This window comes from Corynebacterium doosanense CAU 212 = DSM 45436 (assembly GCF_000767055.1).
GTDB lineage: Bacteria > Actinomycetota > Actinomycetes > Mycobacteriales > Mycobacteriaceae > Corynebacterium > Corynebacterium doosanense.
The window spans coordinates 145,058-168,585 of record NZ_CP006764.1; the positions used below are offsets into that span (position 1 = coordinate 145,058).

Below are 23,528 nucleotides of genomic sequence, written 5' to 3' on the forward strand. Positions count from 1 at the left end.
GGAAGGAGCAAGCCAATGGTACGAAAGATCAGAGCGAAGCTGATACTGCAGCTACGCTCCGAGGGCCTGTCCGGACGCACGATCGCCGCGTCGCAGGGCATGTCCCGAAAAAGCATCACCGCGGTACTGGAAGCCGCCGACACCGCGGGTGTGAGCTGGGATGATGTCGCCGAGCGTCCCGAGGACGAGGTCTATGACCTGCTGTTCCCGGGCCGGGGACAGCACCACAGCGTGTTCGCCCAACCGGACTGGGAGAAAATCCACCGGGAACTCGCCAGGGTCGGCGTGACCCTGAAGCTGCTGCACGGCGAGTACACCGATGAATGCGTCGCCACCGGAGCGCCGGCGATGGGCTACGACCGGTTCTGCCGGACCTACCAGCGCCACGTCCTGGTCACGGGAGCAGCGTCGAGGGTGGGACACAAGGCCGCCCAGAGCGTCGAGGTCGACTGGTCCGGGCCGACGATGACCCTGCTTGACCCGATCAGTAGTACCCCGAGGCCGGTGTACCTGTTCGTCGGGTGCCTGCCCTTTAGCCGCTACTCGTTTGTCTACCCGAGTCTGGACATGACGCAGGAGTCCTGGCTGCGGGCCCATGTCGCGATGTTCACCGCCTTCGGCGGATCGGTACCGCGGATCGTGCCCGACAACCTCAAAACCGGGGTGATCACCCATCCCCGCGACGGTGAGATCGTCCTCAACGACGCCTACCGCGAGATGGCCGCACACTACTCGGCCGCGGTGCTGCCGGGCCGGGTACGCAAAGCGAAGGACAAGCCGAGCGTGGAAAACACCGTGTGGCATGTCGCGATGCGGGTCATCGCCCGGCTACGCGACCAGCAGTTCACATCCCTGCCGGAGCTGACGGCCGCGGTCACCGCACAGGTCGCGGCCTACAACGCCGAGCCTTTCCAGAAGCGGGACGGCTCCCGGGCCAGTGTGTTCACCACCGAGGAACAACCCCTGCTGACCGGGCTTCCGCAGGTCGCCTATGAGATCAGCCGGTGGGTCTACGGCCGGAGGGTCGGGCGCAACGGGCACGTGGTGTGGGAGAAGAATTTCTACTCGGTGCCAGTCACCCATATCGGCACAAGCGTAGATCTGCGGATCACCGACCGTGTCCTGCAGATCTACTCCGGCCAGCAAAGGGTGAGCAGCCACCTGCTGTTTCCCGAGGGATCAGCCAATCAGTACCGCACCAACGACGCTGATCTACCCGCCGGGGAGCGCTACCAACCGTGGGACGCCCCGCGCGTGCGGGAGTGGGCAGGCCGGGTCGGCCCGTCCGCGACGGTGGTGGTCAACCGGATCTTCGAATCGGTGGCCGTCGACGAGCAGGGCCTGAATGCCGCCCTGGCGGTGTTGCGGTTGACGCGGCGGTATTCCGCCGAGCGGGTCGAGGACGCCTGCAGGCTGGCGCTGGCCGGGCATGTCCGGTCCCCGCGGTACGTGCACCTGCACCCGATCCTGGCCACCGGGCAGGACCAGGCCACCCGGCAACGCCCACCACGGGAGGAACCGGTCGAGGAAGGCGGATTCGTCCGCGGCGCCGACTACTACGCAGGAGACGTGAAATGAGCGGCATCGACATGGAAACCACACGCAAACTCCGCGACATGGGCGCGACCGCCCTGCTGGAGGCCATCGACGCCGAAGACGAGAACCTCGTCCTGGGGATGGGATTCGAGGAACGGCTGCACCTGATCGTCGATGAGGCGTATGCCACCTTCACCCACGGCAAGGTCGACGGGCTGATCCGCCGGGCCGGCCTGCGCTACCCGGCAGCTGATCTGCGTCGGATCGACCTGGTCGAGCAACGAGGACTGAATCGCAACCTGCTGGCTACCTTGGCGACCTGCGGGTTCATCGAGCGCCACCAGAATGTCGTGTTCCAGGGGTTCACCGGGTCAGGGAAATCCTATCTGGGGTGCGCGCTGGCGAAGCAGGCCTGCCAGCACCGGTACCGGGCGCACTACATCCGAATGCCGGATCTGGAGGAAGCCTGGGCCACCGCACGCGACAAACCCCAGGGGACGACGAAGTTCCTCAAGAAGTACGCCGCATTCACCGTCCTGGTTATCGACGAGTGGCTGCTGGATCACCCGGATGAGGCCATGCGCAGCATGCTGCTGGAACTACTGGAACGCCGCTACGACTCCGCGTCGACGGTGTTCTGCACCCAGTACGCGAAAAAAGACTGGCATCAAAGGCTCGGATCCGGGGTGCATGCCGATGCGATCATGGACCGGATCGTGCATAACACGATCTGGGTCGACACCGGCACCCACAACATGCGCGAGCACGTCACCATGAGCCAGTAGGAATTGTCCTGCGGACGCCGGTGGCCCCCATCACGACGGCTGCCGGCCCCCGCAGGCAATATCGCTGGCCCCCAACCACACGATCGGGTGGCCTTCACACCTACGAATACTCAACAGTGTTTTACCGATCCCGGCTTGGCCGTAGCAGATGCCAATGGTGCGTTGCCGGCGTACGGCGTCGGCGAACTCGACGAATCTCCGGTGCTGTTTGGTGGCGATGAACCGTTGCGGAGACATCAGTCATCCTCCAGGTAGGTGCGAAGCTTCGTCTTCCTCCGGGCTGGTGGGGTCGGTGCCGGCGGGGCCGGAAACGAGGGGTCTTCGTGGCTGGCGACGACGGCAATGCGTTCGGTGATCTGGCCGCGTAGCTCGCGTCGGCGGGCTGCGCGTGCGTGTTGAATGTCTTTGAGACTGACTGTGGCCGATGCGTGATCGGGGTCCACGGCCTTACAGATGTACTGGTTCTTGTGGAAGACGTGGATTTCGGAGATGTCGCGGGGGTCGTACCGGATCACGACCTGTTCTTTGAGGTGCTGTTGCAAAGTTGGGCGGAGAGCAGCGAAGACTCAGTTTCTCATTCCCTGATGGCCGCTGCGTGTGGGCGTTCTCAGGCCGTCTCGAAGACCCGGTTGACGATCACCGCGTCCGGGTTCGGTTGCCCGTGAGGTCAAACATCGTGCCTTGCCCTTTCCGCAATGAGTGCATCGCCTCCATCCCTTTCAACGTCCGATATGCAGATGTCCGGTTCTTAAACGCGCCTTTCGGCCCGAGGATCCGCTTCAGCCGACCATGGTCGCCTTCCAGGATGTTGTTGAGGTATTTCACCTGCCGGTGTTCCACTGTTGGCGGGCAGATTCCCTCTGACTTCAACTCGGTGATTGCCCTGGCTAGGGAGGGTGCTTTATCGGTGTTGATCACTCTGGGATACCCGGCTGACGCATTGGATCTGAGGGCGGGGGTGTCCTCCTGGTCCAGACAGGAGCATGTTTCCAGAAGTGACGGATAGATGGCAGATTCATCCACCGTTCATTCCGACCTACGCTGCGGTTCATCTTCGGGCGTTAGCGTTCACGGCGTGAATGACACAGACAGTGACTTCCGCGACGCCATCCTCGGCCGTCGCACACCGGTACTGGAGGAAATCCGGCACCGGCTACCGTCCTTTTCCGGTTCGGAGGCCCGGGTCGCCCGATTCATCATGACCTCCCCCGTCGAGGTGATGGGAATGTCCATCTCCCAGCTCGCCGACGCATCATCGACATCGGTCGGTTCGGTGGCCCGGTTCTGTCAACGGTTCGGCGTCACCGGGTACCAGCAGTTCAAACTTCTGCTCTCCCGGACACTGCCCGCTCCGTCGGAGGCGGAGGACGCCGGTGCCGGAGACGGTGGCAGTGACTCAGCCCGCTACCGCAGAACCCTCATACAGACCGGTGAGGCTCTCACCGCTGCGAGTAGGGTCATCGACACCGACCAGATAGAACGGGTCGTCGACATCATCGCGTCGGCAGGCAGTGTGCTCATCGCCGCGGCGGGAACATCCACACCGTTGGCCTGGGACACCGCCTACCGCATGACCGCACTCGGTATCGACGCCCGTTTCGAGGCGGGCTTCATTTTCCAGGAGGTCCTCGCCGGATCCCTGGGCGAAGGAGACGTGTGCCTCGCGATCAGCCACACAGGTTCCACAATTCCCACGCTCCGGGTCGTCGAGACCGCCCGTGACAGGGGAGCAGTCACCGTGGGGGTCACCAGCTTCGCGACGTCACCGGTTACCGAACTGCTGGACTCGGTGATCGTCGCAGGCAGTGCGGAAACCCATCACCAGGTGGAAGCCGTCGTGAGCCGCATCGTCCATCTCGCAGTGCTCGACACCCTTCTCACCGGTCTCCGGAACCGGATCACAGGAGCACCTGACGCACAGCTCCGGGTCGACTCCATAGTCAATGCCAACCGGATCTGAACAGGAGAGACGATCCAACATGGACACTCCGACACAGCACGACCGTGAAGACGACACGCCGTCCGACACCGTCAGAGGTACAGTGGTCGATTCACTCGGACAGCCACTGCCGAGAATTTCGGTCAGCGACGGGCTACGAGTGACGCTCACCGATGACAACGGGGCATTCTCTTTCAACGGTGACCCGGACAACGGCGGTGCGCTTCCGGGCAGTGGTTTCATCACCGTCACCGTTCCAGCCGGCCTAACCGCAGACCGCTGGTTCTGCCGCACACGTAGCGGAGAAGACCTGCGGTTCGTCCTGGAACGGGCGACAGATCCCGCAGCGACCGCTCTTCCCTACCGTTTCGCCCATCTCACAGATCTCCACATCGGTGGCGCTGCGATGTATCCGCAACCGGCTGAGCTCGGTGATGCCGAAGTGCTGGGTGCGCTGCTGCGGCGCATCGCCGAGCAGACCGACGTGGCGTCATTCATGATCACCGGGGATCTCACCGACCGCGGCGTCGACGACCAGTACCGTGAACTCCTCCGGACCCTGTCGCACAGCCCCCGGCCGTGGCACACCGTTCCCGGCAACCACGACCACATGGCAGGTGACCGTTACCACAGCACTGTTAGCCGGACCGGCTACGAGATCCACACCGGTGACCCCGCCGCCTATGAAACGTGGATGGGACCTCGCTGGTACTCATTCGACCTTCCCGGGCTCCACGTAGTCTGCATGGACTGGCTGACCGATGAACTTGACCTGGACGCCGGGATCCAGCGCTCCTGGCTGGCAGCGGATCTCGCCGCCTGGAATGCCGGGGGGCAGGGGGAACGTCCCTGGATTCTGCTGTACCACGACCAGCCCACCAGAGAATTCCTCGGCAGCGCACCGTATCCGCCGAAAGCCACGTTCTCCGGACACCGTCACACGGACCGGATCGTGAAGACTGACGACGTCCTCCACGTCAATACTCCGCCGGCGATGTTCGGCGGAATCGACCACTCGGTGGCCGGGTACCGGGTCGTGGAGTGGGACGGCGAACAGATCACCGTGGTAACCGGTCCGAGCTTTCCGCCTGCCGGATCCGGCGGGACCGTAGGATCCGCCGGAAGCGCCGGGTCAGGTCGGGCTGCCGCGGAGGACACCCCTGCTCCGGTCACACCACTGTGGCAGCACGAACCTGACACCACAGGGTACCGGGCGGTAGCCGCAGGGCAGGGTACCGCGGGAACTCTGGTCGCCTACAGGGCCTGTGAAGGTGGTGAAGGCAGACTGTCCTGCCTCGACCTCGCCACCGGACGCACCGTATGGGAGCTCGACCTCGACACATGGCCTGCGGCCGACGCTCCCGTTCGAGGTTCGGTGGACGGCAGTCCTGTCGCGGTGATCGGTCTGGTTGACGGGTCTGTGATAGCAGTGGACGACACGGCCGGGACACTCCTCTGGCGCTTCGATTCCACCGATCCCATGCGACGGTTCTCCCTGCATTCCCCCGCAGTCACCGAGGGAACGGTCATTGCTGGAGATGTCTCCGATGTCGTCGGGATCTCACTGGACGACGGCACACTCCGGTGGCGTCGCCGGGACCTGGCCAACTACCAGACCTTCATCACCATGGCCTCCCCTGCCCCGGACGGTTCGAGAGTGGCTGTGGGGTCTTTTCCCGCCCCGGAGCGCATCAGCGTGCTGGACGCTGCAACCGGCGGTGACCTCGCTACCGCACATGCTCAGCAACAGTCCCGGACTACCGGCGAAAGCCCGTTCTCGCGTGCAGCTCTACCGGTGGCGACACCTGTATGGGCGGCCCCGACCGGGATCATCTACACGACTCTGAACGGAACATCCCGTCTGAACCCTTTCACCGCAACGGTGGAGTGGCAGCGACTCTCCCGGCGACCGTGGAATGAAGCGTCCCCGTTGTGCGTGCCCGACGGGGTTGTCGTGACCGACTCGTCAGGTGAGGTATCACTCCTCGACGTGGACACCGGGGACACCCGGTGGACCTGGAACTGGTCCCGGGACTCCTCCGGCGCTCCACTCGTCTGTCGCGGTACCTCCCGGAGAACGCCGGAGCCGCTGTCCGCCACTCCCGCGCTCGCAGGGGAGGAGATCCTTGTTCCCACACTGTGCGCCTCGGTGGTCGTCCTCGATGTATCCACCGGTGAGCTGCGTCGGGTCGTCCCCACCTGCGCACCGGTCACGGCCACCCCGATCCCGGGGCCGGTGGGCCACGGGCCGGGACTCCTGATGGTCACAGTGGAGTCGGACGGGGGTGTGCGATGCTATCCGCTGCAGTGACCGTGCCGGGGCGTCGCCGCCGGATAGTGGGGCTCGCCTTCGCCACACCTGCGCTCGTTGCGGTCAGCCTGTTCATTCTGTTGCCGGGTCTGCTGGCGTTGGTGGGCAGCCTGTTCAACATCAGGATCGGGTCGCAGACCTCGTGGAGGTGGGCAGGGCTCGACAACTACGGCACCGTTCTCGCGGATCCGGCGGTCCGCCAGGCGATCCTGAACACCCTGGTCTACTCGGTGATCACCGTGATCCCCGGTCTGGTCCTCGGCTTCCTCCTGGCACTGCTGGTCCATTCAGCCACCAGGGGAAAGCGTCTGCTCCAGGTACTGCTGTTCCTCCCGTACACAGGGAATCTTGTTGCCATGGGAGTGGTGTTCCGGTCGGTGTTCGCCAGCCCCTCGGGCCCGTTGAACAGTGTGCTGGGAGTGTTCGGTCTGGGACCGGTGGCTTTCCTCAGTGACCCTTCCCTGACTCTTCCCACGGTCGCTCTGGTCGGACTGTGGCGACTGGTGTCGTTCACGTTCCTCATCTACTTCGCGGGCCTCAGCAGCATACCGACGGTGGTGGAGGAGGCCGCTGACATGGACGGTGTCACAGGTGCAGCCCGAGTGCGTCACGTACTTCTTCCACTCCTCCGGCCTGTCAGTGCATTCGCCCTGGTGATGGCGGTTCTCCAGTGTGCGCAGGTTTTCGACACCGTCCGGATGATGACCGACGGTGGGCCTCTCGGTTCAAGTGAGACCGTACTCACCATGGCCTGGAAACTCGGGTTCGAGTACTTCGACCTGGGGCAGGCAGCTGCGCTGAACACCATGCTCATCGCGGTTCTGATTCTCACAGGGGTGATCCACCGGCGGATTTCCCGACGTAGCGAACGTCCGTCAGCGGCAGGCGTCCCGCAGACGGGGGAGGAGAAGTCATGACCAGCACCGTGATCAGCACCGTGACCAGGTGGAGTGTCCTCTTCATCGCTGTCGTCATTTCTCTGGCACCGTTCCTCTGGATGGTGCGTACCGCCTTTGCGGGTCGGGAGGATCAGGTTGACTCAGGGCTCCGCCTCCTTCCTCCGGACCCGACACTCGCCAACTTCTCTGAGGCGTGGACACGGGGTGGGCTCGGACACGCGATGCTGGTCGGTGTCGTAGTCACGGCGCTGATTCTCGTGCTTCAGCTCGCGGTGAGCATTCCGGCGTCATTCGCTCTCGCGAAGCTCGACTTCCCCGGTCGTAATGCCGCATTCGGGCTGGTTCTGGCCTGTATGTTGATCCCGGGCCAGGCGACTGCACTGCCGCTGTACATCGGGATCGGGAGTGCGGGGTTCGGAAACACTTTCGCGGCGTTGGTGATCCCGTTCACGGCGACGGCTATAGGACTGTTTCTGCTGCGTCAGCACATGGTGACCATCCCGGACACTCTCCTCGAAGCTGCCCGGACAGACGGTCTCGGTCTGTGGCGGACTCTGGTCCATGTCGTCGTCCCCAACTCCCGCTCTGCGATCGCGACCTTCTCGGTGCTGTCCGTCTTCGCACACTGGAACGACTACATGTGGCCACTGCTCATCGCCCGCTCCGATGCCCTGTACACCCCGCCGCTGGCACTGGCGGTGTTCCAGCAGGGAGAGACCGGAACCGACTACGGCGCGCTGAGCGCCGGGGCACTCATCGTGACACTTCCGATGATCGCACTGTTCCTGGCTGCCCAGCAGCACTTCGCCCGTGGGATAGCGGGTGGGGAGGCTCCGGGCTGACATGACACGGGATCTCTCATCCGCTCCTCCGACAGTTCTCCACCCCGACACTTCATCCCCAGTAATCACCAGACAGAAAAGGCAGGACCAATGACCTCCACATCTTCAACCACCCGTCTGACCTCCACATCTTCAACCACCCGTCGCAGGCTCCGAGGCCGGAGCCTCGGCGCAGCACTGCTCACAGCGACCTCGCTCGCTGCGCTCACCTCCTGCTCCGGATCAGGGGAAGTCGCTGCCCCGGCGGAACAGGCCGACGTGTCCTCCTGCGACCCGTCCGGTGTGACACTCACCGCCGTATTTGCCAGCCAGGGTCGGCAGGGCGCTGAAATGGCCAAAGAACAGCTGGAGAAGAAGTATCCGGGACTCACCGTGGAACTCAGGGCTGCCCCGGAGGGCACCAGCTACGACGAACTCACGCAGCAGGTTGTCGCGGACATTCAGGCAGGGTCGCGCCCGGACGTCATCATGCTGGGGCTTGACCAGCTCAGGTTCTGGGTAGACAACTACAGTCCCCGACCTCTCGACACCTCAGTGCTCAAGGACAGCTACCGCAAGAACTTCCTGGATGTCGGCACAATCAACGGGACCACCTACGTAGCCCCGTTCCAGATCTCGGTTCCGGTTCTCTTCACCAACACGACGATGGCCGGGCAGGCCGGAATCGACGAGCTGCCGACCACCCACAGCCAGGTGATCAGCGATGCGGAGAAGATCAAGGAGAAGACGGGAAAGAAACCTGTCCAGATTCCGCGTGACACCATCGCCTGGGGGTTCGTCCAGGCCTTCATCCAGAGCAACGGTGCCCGGTATGTCAACGATGACGGGACGGCCGGGTTCGACACCCCGCAGGGACGCGAGGCGCTGGAGATCTACCGGACCATCGGGGAGAAGGGACTGCAGAATCCGGTGTCCTGGCAGGATTCGATCAAGGAATTCAGCAGCGGCCAGGTCGCCTACTTCTTCGGGACACCGGCAGTGGCCGCGACAGTGAAGAAGGCGGTGGGTGACAGTTTCGACTGGACAGTGTCCGACATGCCGGTGCCGGACGGTGGTACCGCCAACCTCCCGGCAGGGGGCAACGGGTGGATGGTGCTCTCCGATGACGCCTGCCGGGCCGCGTACTCGAGCGAGATGATCAGCGACATGCTGGATCCGCAGGTGATTGCAAGCAGCGCACGGGAGAACAGCTACATTCCTGTTGACACCGCAGCCCAGGACATGCTCAGGCAGGATGCCGACTACGACAGCCCGCTAGGGTACGCATGGAAGTACGAGGGGACGCCGAGTGCTGGCGGCGGCTGGCCGGGACAGTCCATGGGAAGGGTGAACCAGACGCTCCAGGACATGGTCCAGCAGATGACCGATCAGGGAAGGTCTGTCGACGAAGCGGTCTCTGACGCCGTGAAGAAGATCAACGGGGTGACTCAGCAGTGACATCCTTCGCCGGAGCAGTGCAGGAACAGGAATCCACCACGGGAGGGGACCACGCCAAGAGTATCCGTGTCCACGGACTGACCAGGACATTCGGAGAGGTCACTGCTCTCGACCACGTCGATCTGGACGTTATTCCGGGTGAGTCACTGGTACTTCTCGGCCCGTCCGGCTCCGGGAAGTCGACGTTCCTGCGAGCTGTCGCAGGGCTGGAGGAGATCGACTCCGGCGAGATCACCATTGGTGGCGTCCCACAACAGGGCCTGCCGCCTCACCGTCGTGACGTCGCCATCGTCTTCCAGAACTTCGCCCTCTACCCGCATCTGGACGCGCTCCGTAACATCACCCTGGGGCTTGTTCACGGTCTCGGCATGACCAGGGGAGATGCCGAGCTACGAGCCCGCGCGGTGGCGCAGCGTCTGCAGATCACCGAACTGCTGGGCCGCCGTCCCCGCGAAATGTCCGGGGGACAGCGGCAGCGCGTTGCTCTGGCCCGTGCACTGGCACGCCAGGCAGGGGTGGTTCTGCTGGACGAGCCCCTGTCCGGGATGGATGCGCAGCTCCACCTCGTCCTCCGGGAGGAGATAGCGACACTGTTGCGCAGCAGCGGGGCCACGTCTATCCATGTCACGCACGACCAGCAGGATGCCTTTGCCGTCGCTGACAGGGTGGCGGTGATTCACCGTGGGAGGATTGAGCAGATCGGTACACCCCGTGAGCTGTATTCGCGTCCGACTACCGCTTTCGTGGCAGGTTTCATCGGTACACCGCCGATGAACCTGGCCGAAGTGCGGGTCAGAGACGGGTACTGCACAGGTGGTTTTCTTGAGGGAGTTCCCCTGGAGGAGCTCGGAGGGATGCCCGTTCTCAGGGGAAGGGACCGGTTCCGCGTCGGTATCCGGCCTGACGATCTCCGGTTGGGCACTCCCGGAGACAGTCGCGACCGGGTCATCGGGGTGACGGTCACTGCGGTCTCCTACGAAGGTGGCAGCCAGATTGTCCGCCTGAGCCGCAATGGTGACGTCGCCGGTGGCACCCTGTCAGCGAGGATGACGGCTGACGCCTCAGTGAGCGAGGGTGACCGGATGTCGGCGTCCTGGAGCCGTGGTGCACTTCATGTGTTTGACGCGGAAACCGGTATACGGATCGACGCAGACAGGTGAAAGGGGAGGACATGAGAGGTGTCAGGGTCACAGCTCCCCGCGACAGGGATGCCCTGTACCGTCCGGGATACTCGGCCTACATCTTCGACTGGGACGGAACAGTCGCGGACAGTCACAGGGCGAACTACTCTGCCGTCAGCAGTGCGCTCAGGCTTGTCGGCGTCGACATCAGCTGGGAATGGTACATTGCGCGCCACGGGCTTTCGGCGGGAGAGATGGCCACGGCGGCTGCTGAAGAGGTGGGAAGGCGCATTGACGTCCCGAGGGTTGTCGAGTCCAGGGACGAATTCTTCCTCCGTGTTGTCGCCGATGTTGCACCGGTTGCCCCGGTCGCTTCAGTGATCCGCCGCTTGCAGGGTGGTGCTCCTGTCGCTGTAGCCACCGGAGGACCCCGGCGCACCGTGCTCCACACGATCGACATGTGGGAGATAGGACACTTGTTCTCGGCAGTTGTCACCCGGGACGACGTGTCCTGCGGAAAGCCGGATCCGGCACTGTTTCTGCGGGCGTCGGAGCTGCTGGGTGTCCCGGCGGAGAAGTGCCTGGTCTACGAGGACAGTGATGAAGGGCTCGAAGCTGCGCGGAGGGCAGGTATGGACGCTGTGGACGTGCGACCCTGTCTGGCGTCGGAGCGGAGGGGCATGACGGCGCGCACACCGTCCTGACTGAATGGCGGGGCGCAACCGACTGCCCCTCACCGCGGAGAAGTTCGACGCTGCCGCCCGGGTATCAGCCGCGCAGAGTTGAGGATGAACGCCGTCTCCGACCCGACATGGACGAAGGCGGCGACCACCGGGCTGAGCAGTCCGGACGCCGCCAGTACGATTCCTGCCAGGTCGACAGTCACGGTCCCGATGAAGTTGAACGTCACGATCCGGTGTGCCCGCCGGGCCGTGCGCAGGGTGGTGACCAGATCGCGGGGGTCGGAGCTGACGAGAATGACGTCGGAGCTTTCCCGGGCGATGTCTGTTCCCCCTCCCATGGCGATTCCCACGTCAGCTTTCGCCAGCGCCGGGGCGTCATTGACCCCGTCGCCGACCATCACCAACCGGTGGCCTGCGGCCCGTTCGCGGTCGATCACAGTGGTCTTGTCCTCGGGGAGCAGGTCGGCGCGAACGTCGGTGACGCCCACCGCCCTGCCGACGGCGAGGGCCGTCCCGGCGGAGTCGCCGGTGATCATGATGGTGCGCACGCCTTCGTCGTGCAGGTCGGCGACAGCCTGGGAGGAGGTCGGCCTGATTTCGTCGGCGAGCAGTACAGAACCGGCGTACCTGCCGTCGATGCCGATGTGTACCGCGTTCCCGAAGCCGGGGTGGACGAAGGTGTGGTCCAACAATCCGACGGAGCGGTTGAACAAGGAGATCCGCCGGCGGACCAATGTCGTGGGGATCTTCCCTGACCGTGTTTCGGTGGTCCGGTTGGTCGGGGCAGTGCTGGCTGAGCAGTATGAGGACTGGATGCAGCAGCGTCGGTACATGCCTCTGGCGGTGCTGTCCTCGACGGCGGAGATGCTGGCGAAGGCCCGGGCAGCTGACGGCGTCGGCGTCGGCGTCGTTGTCGGTGACGGTCAGGAGGCTCTGGTGGCGTAAGGAATCCTGTTCCGTCAGCGGTCAGTTCATCGCTGAGTCAACCGCTGGCGGATACACCACCCAAAAGGACTTGACCTGGAGTGCCGTCACAGTAGTGACCAGGAGCAACGTCCTGGTCCAGAGAAGAGGAAGGTCGTGGCCACCATCCTTGTGCTTGGGATGTCGGTGACTCACGACTTTGCTGGGACAATTACCCAGGTGCACAGCTGGTTTGCCTAGCTGAGCATTAGGAGTGTCTTTCGACGCTCGACGACCTTCGGAGCTTAGGACCTTCGGAGGTCGTTTTTCTTGTTCAGGGGAGCCAACCCAGGTGGGAGAGCACATCCCTGATGGTGCCCCAGGTTACGGGGCTTGCCGCCTCCTACGCTACTTGCATCGGCCGCGCTTTATGTGTGTCTTTTTAGGGCATACCCCAACGGGACAGTGGACCTAGACCTCAACGCCCTGTCCCACCAAGTCCCAATCGGTGATTCTGATACACTTCTTGTTAAGGTCAATGACTCTAACGGGACGGTGGAGGTCTTCATGAGCAGGATTGGAACACTGCTTGATCCGAATGGCCGCCCGGAGGCGCGCATCCAGATCATCCGCAAGTCCAAGAACACCACCAAGATCCGCCGCCCCGCCAACTACGGGCGCTCATGGTCCGCCACCGTTGAGACGGTCCCCACCGATCAGATCCTGGATGACGGTGGGCAGCGCTTCGAGCAGCACTCAGCAAACCCGAGACACGCCACCTGGCAGGACCTGCTCGGACAACCTCAGGGACGCCTCCACATCCAGCGGGTGTACAAGCTCGTCACCAAAGCCAAGCTCTACATCGGAGACAACACCTGGACCGAGGTACAGGACTTCCCCACCAAAGACATCCTTTTCGACGGCGGAGCAAGCATCGGCTGGACTGTCCCCGAATGGCACCGAGAGGAGAAGCCCACCTCGGGGGAGGGCTCGGAAGCCCCAGCCGACAAAGTTCCGACGCCGGCACCGACACGAGAGGTGCCAGTGTCGACTCCGAAGGGGCAGCGCTTCTCCTACCTTCGCGTGTCCAGCACCGACCAGAATCTAGCCCGGCAGCGAGAGGTGGTCGGCCCCGTGGACAAGGAATTCCGTGACGAGCTCTCCGCTCGCTCACGCTCCGACCGCCCCGGCCTGGAACGCTGTCTCGACTACCTCCGAGACCATGACGAGCTCCGGGTCGCGTCCATCGACCGTCTCGCCCGTTCTCTAGTGGATCTTCGCACCATCATCGACCAGGCCACCGAGAAGGGCGCCACAGTGCACTTCGTCAAGGAGAATCTGACCTTTGCGAAGGGGGCTTCTGATCCTCGCGCCACCCTCATGCTTGGCATCCTCGGCTCGTTCGCCGAGTTCGAGCGTGCCATCATCCGTGAGCGCCAGGCGGAGGGCATCGCGCTGGCGAAGAAGGCCGGCAAGTACAAGGGCCGCCGAAGGTCGCTCACTGCGGCACAAGTAGAGCAGGCGCAGGCGCGTGCTGACGCCGGCGAATCGAAGGTCTCGATTGCCAAGGATCTAGGGGTGGGCAGATCGACCCTGTACCGGGCACTGGAGAGACACTTCAAGGGCACATCATGAGGGGAATCTGGAGGCTTTGCAGGGAGGGCGGTAACTGTGACGAAATGGTGGGCACCCTCCTGCCCGGCCGTCTACAACCACGACTGCTCTGATTCCCGTTCAACTAGGTTTCAAACGCTGCTGATGCCTAGCGTTCGAGGGTGGCACCAGCGGGGTGGGTTTAGTCGAAGAAGTAGCCCATGTACGGCGTGGTGGGCGGGCCGTGGCTCACAGCAACGGCGTCCTTCTTTCCTGTGGGGTGCTGCGGACTTCCCGAACCTCTGGCCATGCCGGCTGCGTGCAGCTGGCTGTTCGTGACGTCGTGCTCCGCTTGGGTGGGTGCGGTGAGGCTCTGCAGGGCGATGCGGGAGGGCCCGAGATCCGCAGTGTATCCATCGTGGATGAGGCTGGATTCAATCACGGTGCGGATGCATTGCTCGGGGCCTTGGCCGACGCCGTAGACGGCAGTGAAGAAGGTGAGCCGAACGGCAACGCAGCGGTGGCGATTCCGGGGCGCCGGCGAGGGCCAGGGCGGCCGCGACGATGGCTGAAAAAGTGTGCTTCATGGACGTCGCCCAGAGTCGAAAAACGGTGTGCGATTCACCCTACGAGGCGCCTCTGACATGAGACCGAAAACGGTCGAACGTGTGGGCGGTTTTTCTGCATCGGATATGAGTCCTGAAAACAGCACGCTCCAGCGATACAGAGATACATCAAAATGTGTCTAAATCAATACGTAAATATGGACGGAGAACTGTACCACCCGCTGTACCACCCCCCGGTACAGCCAGTTCCCACCCGCGCAACGCCCCTACCAGCACAAACAAGCCGTGGACTGTACCAACCACCACCCCAAAACACGGCCGACTACCCCTCCCTCCTGGACACCAACACACAGAACATTCCTTGCTTCGCGGCGGGTCTGTGCGTGGGTGTCTTTGTCGGTCGGGGTCCGGGCACATCGGTTCCCTTGTTGGGGCTGACGTCTGGGGTCGGTCGCGTCTTGATTCCTGCAGGTGTTCGGAATGCTTCGTCGTGTCCGCGCTCCCAGTCGTCCGGGCGCCCCAACTGTGGGCTGCCGATGTGTCCGGCTTGGCGGGTTGGGGACGTGCCGGCGCAGCAGTCTCCTCGTTCCTCGTCGACTGTGCGTGCCGGTGTCCCCAAGTACCCGCCTGCGGCGCGTGGCGTGGGTGGGTGGTTGTGGTTGTCTGGCGGGGTTTCCTCCGAGGTTTTCTTCCGGGGTTTTCCTCGGTTGTTTCCCGCCTCTGCTCCCCGCGGATTCACCCACCGGTGAGCATGCCGGCCGGACGCGTCGTAGGCGTCGGGGCCAACCCCCTACGCTGCCCTGCCCCCAGGGTGATCATCTTGGTTTCAGTCGGTCCGATCCCCATCATCGGCACCCACATGTCACGGGCCCCGTCGGCGTCAAGAACACTACGGCCGCACGACACCCCACCAGACGGATTTCTCACCCGCCCCAACGCCCGAAGCTCGCCGGTGGATTCACCCACGAGATCACTTACGGCAGACGCATCGTTGGCGTGAGGGGCCGCGCCTTCGAAGGGCACCTCGAGGGTTCTTCCTTCCATCCCCTGGTCTTCGTCAGAACACGGGGAAATGCGGAGCCGGCGGGGGAAACTCCGCGTAGCGCGACGTCAGATAGTTCCCTGCCTTCCACTCTTCTCTCAGCATGCGCGCCACACACAGCACCGTGACACGAGCTGCTCCAGCCCGACGCAGGGACACCGCCGCCGACTGAACACTTGCCCCCGTCACCCAGGTGTCCTCCACGAGGAGAACATGCCGCCCAGCGACCGAGTCAGGATCTGTGACGGGAAACCTACCGGGGTCTAGCGATCGGGATGTGCCAGAGTCGCTCTGCCCTACCCCAAGCACGCCCTGATACGGCGCTAGTCCGGGGAGCTTTTTGACCGCAGATTCAATGGCTGCCGCCAGCGCCTGGGGGTCTCGTCCTGGATCCGTGCTCGTGGAGGGGACCTGGGTGATCAAGTCCACTGGGCCCGCGCTTTCCTCAAGCCGCGGCAGATGGTCCCGCAGCGTGACGTACAGCAGCGTGCGGATACGCTGCCCCTCCTCAGAAATTGCTGGCCTACTGCCCCAGGATGGGGAAAGAATCTTGTACTGGTGCATGTCCCGCAGAGACTGATCTCTGGAACCGTCGGCGTACTTGAGGGCATAGATGATAAACCCTGTCGAATCAGCCAACTCCCCGTAGTCGATTCCGAGGGTGTACCGATGCTGTCTGCAGGGGAGACAGGTAGGCCAATGCTCACCGGCGTCGTCTTTCACCCCAGTGGGTCCCCGACAGATGCTGCAGACAGGAAGATTATGCCCGTTGGCGCTATGCAGATGGGTCAGTGACGCTAAGTACCGGGACACCTGCCCACCGAAGTCAGGACCGGTACTCATGCAAACAGCCGAGCACCGGCATCCGCGGTGTCGATGATCTTCGACACAAGATCCACCGCGTCCTCTGGACCACGCGCCACCTCAGCCAGCCCAGAATCGACGTAGTCGCGGCCCCAGCTGGTCTGCGTAGCAACCTGAGGGGTGAGGATCAGGCCACGAGAGTGCCCGACCGCGGCCTTCGCCTGATGACGGGTACCGGACTTCTCGCTTGCCCCCACCACAATCGTGGCGCGACCGTAGCCGGACATCACCGCATTACGCATAGGGAACGAAGCCCTGGAGCCTGTCTGTTCCGGCAGGAACTGGGAAACGACCAAGCCGGTCTCCTCAATGCGCTGGCGCAGTGCTCGGTTCGCTGCCGGGTACGTGTGATTCAGGCCGGTCCCCATGACCGCGACGGTTCGACCACCAGCCGCCAGGGCAGCGGAATGCGCTGCCGTATCGATTCCCGACGCCAGGCCCGAAACCACCGTGAGACCCCGGCGGACCAAAGCCGTGGCGATGTCACGGGCTGCCTGCAGTTGTCCTGGAGAAGCATCACGAGAGCCGACGACGCTGACACCGTTGTCGTCGGGATGCAGCTGGCCGACGCTGAATAGCAGGGCAGGTGCCTCGTGCACGCCCCGCAGGTGGTGAGGGTAGGTGGGGTCCAGGATGCTGGTGACCTGGTAGCCCTGCCCTCGCCAGGCCTGCAGATCCTGAGCTGCGTCCGCCAAAGCTGCATCCCGCTCAGGATGAATAAGGGTGTTGCCGAAAAGTTCCTCCAGCAGCGCATCCAATCCCTGGGCAAGTAGAAGATCTACTCGGGCGGGGTGGGACAGTCGTGAAGGTGCTCGGACAGCAGCAATAACACCGATCAGGGTGTCATCGTCTCCCGCGTAAGCGGTGAAGGAGTCCGTAGCGTTCATGGTTCATATCGTAGCCATCCGCTAATAGCGCAGTGAGGACTATAGGCCCAGGACGGTGGCCTGGTCTTGATGGTGGTCACCGAGTGGAATGCGGGGCGGCGGCTGGGGTCGCGCGCATGGCCTCACCGTAAGGTGCTGCCAACACCTGACACCCTGCTTGGGGCTGGTTTTTCTCCCCTCCCCTACACGGGCACAACACCCGTTTTCCCCCTCTTTGGGAGTATATCCAAGGGGAAGCCCGCGGATGAATACAGGAAACACACCCGGCGATCTATCAGGCGTCCTTTTCCCCACGACGGGTGTCATGCCCGGACTGTCCGCCGCCAGATTTTCACGGCGGGCACGGGCACCGTTGTAGCACACAGTCGTGTGCCACAATGGAGCCTAATTACATCCATGTGATCCAGAGGAGGCCCCGAACCCGACGCCCCACCCACCGCCTGAGCGCGGATCCAAGAAAAATTTCACATGGAGGGCTCGCCCCGCGCACATCGCGGGAATGAGAAAACCCCCGGCTACCACAACCAGGGGTTCAAGTCTCAACGAGAAACAGCGCCAACTGTTTCTCAAGATCCCTCCAAAATGAAGGGAACAGCAGTGCAATTCGCTGATTCCCAGGATAGCCGTACTCTCCTGCCGACTGCAACGTTTGGCAAGGAACATGGCTTTACCTGGGCTTTTTCATACCAAAATCCAGATGACGACCCTGTAGCCGACGGCTACAGCACTACACGGCTACAGCACTACAGCACTACACAGTCCCCATCTGCGGAGGCGGTCGCCCTGGCCCACCGCCAGGCCGTCCTGGAGGGAGAGATCCTGCCGCGCATCCAGACGGAAGCCGGCACGGGCACGATGGTCCGCCGGTGGTATGGCATCCCCGAAGCCCTGCCTCCCGAAGAGCAGGCGGAGCGGCTGACCGAGGTTCTCGTGGCGACCGACGAAGCCACCAGCGAGGTCGCCGCCTGGGCCGAGCAGCACGTCCCACGACACCCTGGCCACTCACTGCCTCTGCCTGCCCCCGCAGCACCACGTGACCGTTGGCAGGGTCCCCACAGATGGGTCGAGGGCGTCCTGGAAGACCCTGCAGTAGTCCAGCACCCGCGAGCAGCGCGGATCGGGCGACAGCATCTTCCCTGGCTCCTGAAAGCTCTAGCCTCCTACGCGGATCACGGCACCGGCCACCACGTCACTGCCTCGAACCGGAGCATCGGGCGTCGCGCGGCCGAGATGGTCTCCGAGCGCATTGCCCGCGGCGGCACCTGGACAGGCCGTCGCACAGACCAACTGAGCGACACCACCCTCGCCGGTCAGGTCAGCAACCTGGTCGCCGCCCTGATCGCAGCCGGCTGGATGCGCCAGCGGGCGCGTGGACGCCACCTGAACCGCCTGGAGCGCGCCGTCGCGTGGATCCGTACTCGCCTGTACCAGACACGCGCGGCCTCCGTGCGCGATCTGACCGTGCCGCCCCACGCACGCCGAACCCACTCCCCCAAGACCGCGGCCGCTCCGGCATGGGCTCACCCCAGCAATCCTCACTACCGTCGGCTGACCGTCGGGGATGTCCAGAAGACCCTGCGGGAGCTGCTGTCTCTCCCCGTACTGCATACCCATCTGCCCGTAGGGCAGCTTTCTGGTGCTGTTGCAAAGTTCGGGCGACAGGAAGACCTGCGTGAAATAATCACAGCCATGGGCATCTTCTCGGTGCTGTTGCAACTTGGGGCGGGAGCCAAGAAAGCTCCGTTTTTATTGTGTGATCAACGCTATGTGCCTGTGTTGTCAGGCCGTCTCGAATACCCGGCTAACAATCACTGCATCCGGATTCGGGTGACCATAGGCAAACATCGTGCCCTGCCCCTTCCGCAATGAGTGCATCGCTTCCATCCCTTTCAACGTCCGGTAGGCAGACGTTTGGTTTTTGAATGCTCCTTTCGGCCCCAGGATCCGCTTTAACCGGCCATGATCGCCTTCAATGACGTTGTTGAGGTATTTCACCCGACGATGCTCGACCGTCGATGGACAGACGCCTTCCGCCTTCAGCTCAGAGATTGCCCTGGCGAGTGAGGGGGCCTTGTCGGTGCTGATCACCCGCGGATAGCCTGCCGATTTATTCGACCGCAGCGTCTTCGCCAGGAAACGCTTCGCTGCCGCGACGTTGCGTTTTGGTGAGAGGTAGAAGTCCAGGGTCTGGCCACCTGCGGTGATTGCCCGATAGAGGTAGCACCACTTTCCCCCGACCCGGATATAGGTCTCATCCACCCGCCAGGACCTGGCCTGCCAGTCAGGAACTTGCCGATACCACCGGGTCTTCTTATCCAGCTCAGGAGCATATTTCTGGACCCAGCGGTAGATCGTGGTGTGATCGACCGGCACTCCCCGCTCGGTCATCATCTCTTCGAGGTCGCGATAGCTCACGCCGTAGCGGCAGTACCACCGCACCGCCCACAGGATGATTTCACGAGGGAACTGCCGACCGGAGAAGATGCCCATGGACCTGATTATTCCACGCCGGTCTTCCTACTGCCCCAACTTTGCAACAGCACCGACACAGCAGCTCGACATCGTTCAACGCGGGCTTGCGACCGGGGTGGTGGTCCCGGGTGAAGCCGATCGCGGGCAGGATCCGGTCATCGAGATGGACGTAAAGTGTGATCAGGAGGGTGTTGAGGTCGGTATTCACACATTGGGCTTAACACCCTCTGCCAACGATTAACAGCCTCCACGCCGTTCACAGCCAATCGGACTCACTCATCTAGATGTACCCGGTCAGGACGTTGGTCGCAGTCGGCTGATGGGAGGATGGCCTCCGAGTGCCCAGTGGCGTCGTTCATTGTTGTAGTGCTCGAGCCAGGGCGCAAGTGCTGCGATGCGTTCGTCGTTGCTGGTGAAGACGTGCCGGTAGGCCCACTCGGTTTGCAGAGTGCGGTTGAAGCGTTCGACTTTGCCGTTCTGCCAGGGGCAATGGGGTTTGATGAACTTTTGACGGATGCCATAGGCCGCGCAGATGTGCCGGAGCGAGAACCGGTATGCCCAAGCGTTGTCGGTCAACAGCCGTTCGACCCGAGCGATGCCGTGCGCGGCGAAATATGCCAGCGCTCGCTCCAGAAACGCCGCGCATGTGGCGCCCTTCTCATCGGGCAGAACCTCCGAGTACGCCAGTCGGGAATGGTCATCAATCAGTGAGTGCACGTAGTCGTATCCGACCTTGGGACGCTTGTTCTTGCCCGGGTTGGTCGCTGCCCGCCCGTGGGCTCGCCAGCCGCCGCCGTCGGGGATACGCCCGAGCTTTTTCACGTCCATGTGCACCAGTTCGCCAGGACGGTCACGCTCGTACCGGGTCGTGGTCTGCTTGGAAGCGCGGATCTGCTCACCAGTGATCGGATCCAGCTCCCACAGCCTGGGCATCCCATGCCGGGTCAGGATGCGTGACACCGTCCGCGGCGATACACCCAACCGGGTGGCGATGTCGTCCCGGCTCAGACGCTCCTCGCGCCGCAGTTCCACCACCATCTGTTCGACCTCGGCCGGCGTCTTGGTCGGCATGCTCGCGGGACGCGAAGACCGGTCAGCCAGACCCGCCTCGCCCTCTTCTCGGTAGCGGCGGATCCACCGTTGCACACACCGGCGGGACACCCCCATCGCCGTAGCGATATGCGCTTGCGGCCACCCCTGCCGGGCACGATCGATGATCAAACGGCGACCATGAACAGTCAAACGAGCATTAGCGTGAGACACGAGAACCTCCGTGGTCGTGAAGACGTCAGATATCTCCACTAAGCCCGGAGGTTCTCCCCTTCCGCAACCTGACTCCAGCCACCACCCTCATGGCCGGGTACACCTAGACGAGTTCACCGGTGGTCGACCAGCGCCCGGTACAGCGATGCCTTGCCGGCGCTGGCACGCGCCGCGATCCTGTCGAACGCCAGTTTGTCGAGATTCGACTCGGCGAGCTCCTCCAGCGTCGCCCGATAGATCGCGCGCGTCAGCAGGGCACCTCGTCGCCGCGTCGTCATCCAACGATTCTTGCCTACGGGAGCCGAGTCGTGGTACGTTGGCCGCGATAGTGAACAATAATGTCTCGTATCTACATCTCCTCGAACGGAGCAGTTCATGACGGATTCCACGCTCGGCGCAGTCTCTGCGACCGCGATCACGAACACCAGGGTCTTCGACGGACACAGTCTGAGCGCCCCCACGACGGTCGTCGTCCAGCCCGACGGGCGCATCGGTGACGGATCAGCGGATGCGGTCGTCGTCGGTGCCGCTGTCGTCAACGCGGAAGGTACGGTGCTCCTTCCTGGCCTGATCGACTGTCACATGCACCTGAAGGGGCGCGAGTCCCTCGAGACGCTCGCCACGTACGGTGTCACCACCGGCCTGGACATGGCGACATGGCCCGCATCACAGTTCCAGTCGTTGCGGGGACTGAGGGGAGTCGCTGACTTCCGCACCGCCGGCATGGCGGCGACATCTCAGGGCAGCACGCACAGCCGCATTCCGACCTATCCGGACGTCGCGCTGGTCGATTCCCCCGACAAGGCGGAGCGGTTCGTAGAGGTGCAGGTGGCAGACGGGGTGGATTACATCAAGATCGTCGCCGATCTGCCCGGTCCCACCCAGGACGTGCTCGATGCACTCGTGGCTGCTGCGCACGCGCGGGGGCTCAAGGTCATCGCGCACGCAGCCCTGTACGAAGCTGTGCGTATGAGCCTCGCTGCGGGGGCCGACATGATCACCCATGCTCCACTCGACCGCGCGCTCGACGATGCGACGGCTGAGACGATGCTCGCCCAGGGCACGGTGTTCATCCCGACCTTGACGATGATGAAAGGCATCGCCGCGAATCTCACCGCAGCGGGCGTTCCCGGTGTGAGCTATGCACCCGCCCACGAGAGCACGCGCGCGATGCATGCCGCGGGCGTTCCGGTCCTGGCCGGCACCGACGCCTACATCGGGTCCTTCACACGGGCATCGCCGCCATACGGCGAGAGCATGCACGACGAAGACGCCTACATCGGGTCCCTCACACGGGCATCGCCGCCATACGGCGAGAGCATGCACGACGAACTCGCTCTGCTCGTGGACGCCGGCCTGTCAACAGCCGAAGCGCTGCGCGCTGCCACCTCGACGGCCGCGCACGCGTTCTCACTCGACGATCGGGGGGCGATCACCCCCGGATTGCGAGCCGACCTCGTGCTGGTGGACGGCGATCCGCTCACCGACATCGCTGCCGCGCGTCGCGTTCTGCGTGTGTGGTGCGGCGGCATCGAGGTGTGAGGGCGTCCTCTCGACCGCGGTGTCACTCCACGGCGGTGTTCGCGCCGTGGTGCCACGCGAGCACCCGGTTCTCGACGACGATGAGCAGCAGGTTGAACACGTACCCGAAGATCCCGATGAGCACGATGCCCGACCACATGTCCGTGATTGCGAACGACCTCTGCGACTGAAGAACGAAGACGCCGATCCCGTTGCCTCCCGCCATCATCTCGCTCACGACGACCATGATGAGCGCGAGCGAAAGACTCGTGCGCATTCCGGCAAAGATCTGCGGAGCTGCCGCGGGAAGTGCGACCTGCAACTCGTAGCGGAACCAGTGGATGCCGTACACCCGGGCGGTCTCGCGCAGTCCGGGGTCCATTCCTCTGATTGCAGCTTCGGTATTGAGGAGCACGGGCCAGAGGCAGATGAAGGTGATCAGAATCACCTTCGCGGTGTCGTCGAGGCCCAGCACGATGATGACGAGGGGAATCAACGCGACCGCAGGGATCGCGCGCAGGAACTCGAGCACGGGTGCGAACATCGCCTGGAGGCGGTGCGCCTGACCGAGAACGAACCCCACGACCACGCCGATGACCACAGCGCCGATGAACCCGATCATCATCCTGGAAAGACTCGGCAAGACGTCGCTCGCCATCCGCGCGAAGAGCCAGTTCTCCTGGAAAGCGACTAGAACACCTGTGAGCGGCGGGATGAAATATAGACCGGCGGAGGCCGTCCAGACACCCACTGCGACGACCACGAGTACCGGGAATGCGACCTCGACGGACAGCAGTCGATAGCGCCGACGACGGATGGCTCTTGACTTGTCTGCCAGCGCCTCGGTCGTCGCAACATCCATGG

The 23,528-nt window shown here is 63.5% G+C and carries 21 protein-coding genes and 3 pseudogenes; 13 read left to right on the plus strand and 11 right to left on the minus strand.

The genetic code is table 11. The features are described 5' to 3' along the window. Nucleotides 1–15 precede the first annotated feature (15 nt). A complete protein-coding gene (istA, locus tag CDOO_RS00735) occupies nt 16–1,578 on the plus strand; it encodes an IS21 family transposase (protein ID WP_038573144.1) in 1,563 nt (520 codons plus the stop codon). Continuing rightward, complete coding sequence (locus CDOO_RS00740) at nt 1,575–2,321, plus strand: ATP-binding protein (protein ID WP_018023087.1); 747 nt, start codon at nt 1,575–1,577, stop codon at nt 2,319–2,321. The genes istA and CDOO_RS00740 overlap by 4 nt, the downstream gene beginning before the upstream one ends. A gap of 236 nt (nt 2,322–2,557) precedes the next feature. On the opposite strand, the gene CDOO_RS00750 is transcribed toward CDOO_RS00740, so the two are convergent. Together CDOO_RS00750 and CDOO_RS13445 are read right to left on the minus strand one after the other, a co-directional pair. Beyond that, entirely contained in the window at nt 2,558–2,836 is a 279-nt protein-coding gene (locus tag CDOO_RS00750) for a Mu transposase C-terminal domain-containing protein (RefSeq protein WP_162179678.1), read from the minus strand. Between the two features lie 92 nt (nt 2,837–2,928). After that, nucleotides 2,929–3,272, minus strand: a pseudogene (locus CDOO_RS13445) (DDE-type integrase/transposase/recombinase); the annotation flags it as partial. Between the two features lie 124 nt (nt 3,273–3,396). On the opposite strand from CDOO_RS13445, the gene CDOO_RS00755 reads away from it, so the two are divergent. The 7 genes from CDOO_RS00755 to CDOO_RS00785 all read left to right on the plus strand — a co-directional run bounded on the left by CDOO_RS00755 (nt 3,397) and on the right by CDOO_RS00785 (nt 11,574). Next, on the plus strand, nt 3,397–4,281 hold the full coding sequence (locus tag CDOO_RS00755) for a MurR/RpiR family transcriptional regulator (RefSeq protein ID WP_018022986.1): 885 nt from the start codon (nt 3,397–3,399) through the stop codon (nt 4,279–4,281). A 19-nt stretch (nt 4,282–4,300) separates the two neighbouring features. After that, nucleotides 4,301–6,571 (plus strand): outer membrane protein assembly factor BamB family protein, encoded by a 2,271-nt coding sequence (locus tag CDOO_RS00760; RefSeq protein ID WP_018022985.1) that lies wholly within the window; start codon nt 4,301–4,303, stop codon nt 6,569–6,571. Next, complete coding sequence (locus CDOO_RS00765) at nt 6,553–7,488, plus strand: carbohydrate ABC transporter permease (protein WP_155861399.1); 936 nt, start codon at nt 6,553–6,555, stop codon at nt 7,486–7,488. Before CDOO_RS00760 ends, CDOO_RS00765 begins: the two co-directional genes overlap by 19 nt. Beyond that, a complete protein-coding gene (locus tag CDOO_RS00770; protein ID WP_018022983.1) occupies nt 7,485–8,312 on the plus strand; it encodes a carbohydrate ABC transporter permease in 828 nt (275 codons plus the stop codon). The genes CDOO_RS00765 and CDOO_RS00770 overlap by 4 nt, the downstream gene beginning before the upstream one ends. Before the next feature lie 90 nt (nt 8,313–8,402). Then, nucleotides 8,403–9,749 (plus strand): extracellular solute-binding protein, encoded by a 1,347-nt coding sequence (locus tag CDOO_RS00775; RefSeq protein ID WP_081610408.1) that lies wholly within the window; start codon nt 8,403–8,405, stop codon nt 9,747–9,749. Beyond that, nucleotides 9,746–10,909: an ABC transporter ATP-binding protein gene (locus CDOO_RS00780; RefSeq protein WP_020384697.1), complete on the plus strand. Its 1,164-nt coding sequence runs from the start codon at nt 9,746–9,748 to the stop codon at nt 10,907–10,909. Before CDOO_RS00775 ends, CDOO_RS00780 begins: the two co-directional genes overlap by 4 nt. Nucleotides 10,910–10,920: 11 nt before the next feature. Then, nucleotides 10,921–11,574, plus strand: a complete 654-nt coding sequence (locus CDOO_RS00785) for an HAD family hydrolase (protein ID WP_018022980.1) — start codon at nt 10,921–10,923, stop codon at nt 11,572–11,574. Between the two features lie 29 nt (nt 11,575–11,603). On the opposite strand, the gene CDOO_RS00790 is transcribed toward CDOO_RS00785, so the two are convergent. Then, the gene (locus CDOO_RS00790) at nt 11,604–12,287 is read right to left on the minus strand and encodes an HAD-IC family P-type ATPase (RefSeq protein ID WP_020384695.1); all 684 of its coding nucleotides are present in this window, start codon (nt 12,285–12,287) and stop codon (nt 11,604–11,606) included. On the opposite strand from CDOO_RS00790, the pseudogene CDOO_RS14075 reads away from it, so the two are divergent. Both CDOO_RS14075 and CDOO_RS00800 read left to right on the plus strand, forming a co-directional pair. Next, nucleotides 12,202–12,498: pseudogene (locus CDOO_RS14075) on the plus strand (transposase); the annotation flags it as partial. The gene CDOO_RS00790 and the pseudogene CDOO_RS14075 overlap by 86 nt on opposite strands. Nucleotides 12,499–13,023: 525 nt before the next feature. Further along, a complete protein-coding gene (locus tag CDOO_RS00800; protein WP_026159502.1) occupies nt 13,024–14,091 on the plus strand; it encodes a recombinase family protein in 1,068 nt (355 codons plus the stop codon). Nucleotides 14,092–14,251: 160 nt separating this feature from the next. Here CDOO_RS00800 and CDOO_RS00805 read toward each other — a convergent pair whose 3' ends face one another. From CDOO_RS00805 to CDOO_RS00820, 3 genes are all read right to left on the minus strand, one after another. Further along, a complete protein-coding gene (locus CDOO_RS00805) occupies nt 14,252–14,491 on the minus strand; it encodes a hypothetical protein (RefSeq protein ID WP_018022976.1) in 240 nt (79 codons plus the stop codon). 1,181 nt (nt 14,492–15,672) lie between these two features. Continuing rightward, entirely contained in the window at nt 15,673–16,380 is a 708-nt protein-coding gene (locus tag CDOO_RS14165) for a ComF family protein (protein ID WP_018022974.1), read from the minus strand. A 116-nt stretch (nt 16,381–16,496) separates the two neighbouring features. Next, nucleotides 16,497–17,408 carry a DNA processing protein DprA gene (locus CDOO_RS00820; protein ID WP_018022973.1) on the minus strand — a complete coding sequence of 304 codons (912 nt, stop codon included), beginning with the start codon at nt 17,406–17,408 and terminating at the stop codon, nt 16,497–16,499. A gap of 468 nt (nt 17,409–17,876) precedes the next feature. Between CDOO_RS00820 and CDOO_RS13780 the strand changes: the two genes are divergently transcribed. Next, nucleotides 17,877–19,277 (plus strand): hypothetical protein, encoded by a 1,401-nt coding sequence (locus CDOO_RS13780; RefSeq protein ID WP_155861398.1) that lies wholly within the window; start codon nt 17,877–17,879, stop codon nt 19,275–19,277. Here the strand turns inward: CDOO_RS13780 and CDOO_RS00835 are convergent. The 4 genes and pseudogenes from CDOO_RS00835 to CDOO_RS13455 all read right to left on the minus strand — a co-directional run bounded on the left by CDOO_RS00835 (nt 19,188) and on the right by CDOO_RS13455 (nt 21,421). Further along, nucleotides 19,188–19,898, minus strand: a complete 711-nt coding sequence (locus CDOO_RS00835; RefSeq protein ID WP_011069225.1) for an IS6-like element IS1628 family transposase — start codon at nt 19,896–19,898, stop codon at nt 19,188–19,190. The two genes, CDOO_RS13780 and CDOO_RS00835, sit on opposite strands and share 90 nt — an antisense overlap. Before the next feature lie 51 nt (nt 19,899–19,949). Continuing rightward, nucleotides 19,950–20,088 (minus strand): annotated as a pseudogene (locus CDOO_RS14225) (IS982 family transposase); the annotation flags it as partial. A gap of 86 nt (nt 20,089–20,174) precedes the next feature. Next, a complete protein-coding gene (locus CDOO_RS00845) occupies nt 20,175–21,143 on the minus strand; it encodes an IS481 family transposase (RefSeq protein WP_081610415.1) in 969 nt (322 codons plus the stop codon). Nucleotides 21,144–21,256: 113 nt separating this feature from the next. Next, a complete protein-coding gene (locus tag CDOO_RS13455) occupies nt 21,257–21,421 on the minus strand; it encodes a TetR family transcriptional regulator (protein ID WP_206398191.1) in 165 nt (54 codons plus the stop codon). A 97-nt stretch (nt 21,422–21,518) separates the two neighbouring features. Between CDOO_RS13455 and CDOO_RS00850 the strand changes: the two genes are divergently transcribed. Then, nucleotides 21,519–22,685 (plus strand): amidohydrolase family protein, encoded by a 1,167-nt coding sequence (locus tag CDOO_RS00850; RefSeq protein WP_018023057.1) that lies wholly within the window; start codon nt 21,519–21,521, stop codon nt 22,683–22,685. Between the two features lie 22 nt (nt 22,686–22,707). Here the strand turns inward: CDOO_RS00850 and CDOO_RS00855 are convergent, their stop codons facing one another. Continuing rightward, nucleotides 22,708–23,526: an ABC transporter permease gene (locus CDOO_RS00855; protein ID WP_127483347.1), complete on the minus strand. Its 819-nt coding sequence runs from the start codon at nt 23,524–23,526 to the stop codon at nt 22,708–22,710. Nucleotides 23,527–23,528 lie beyond the last annotated feature (2 nt).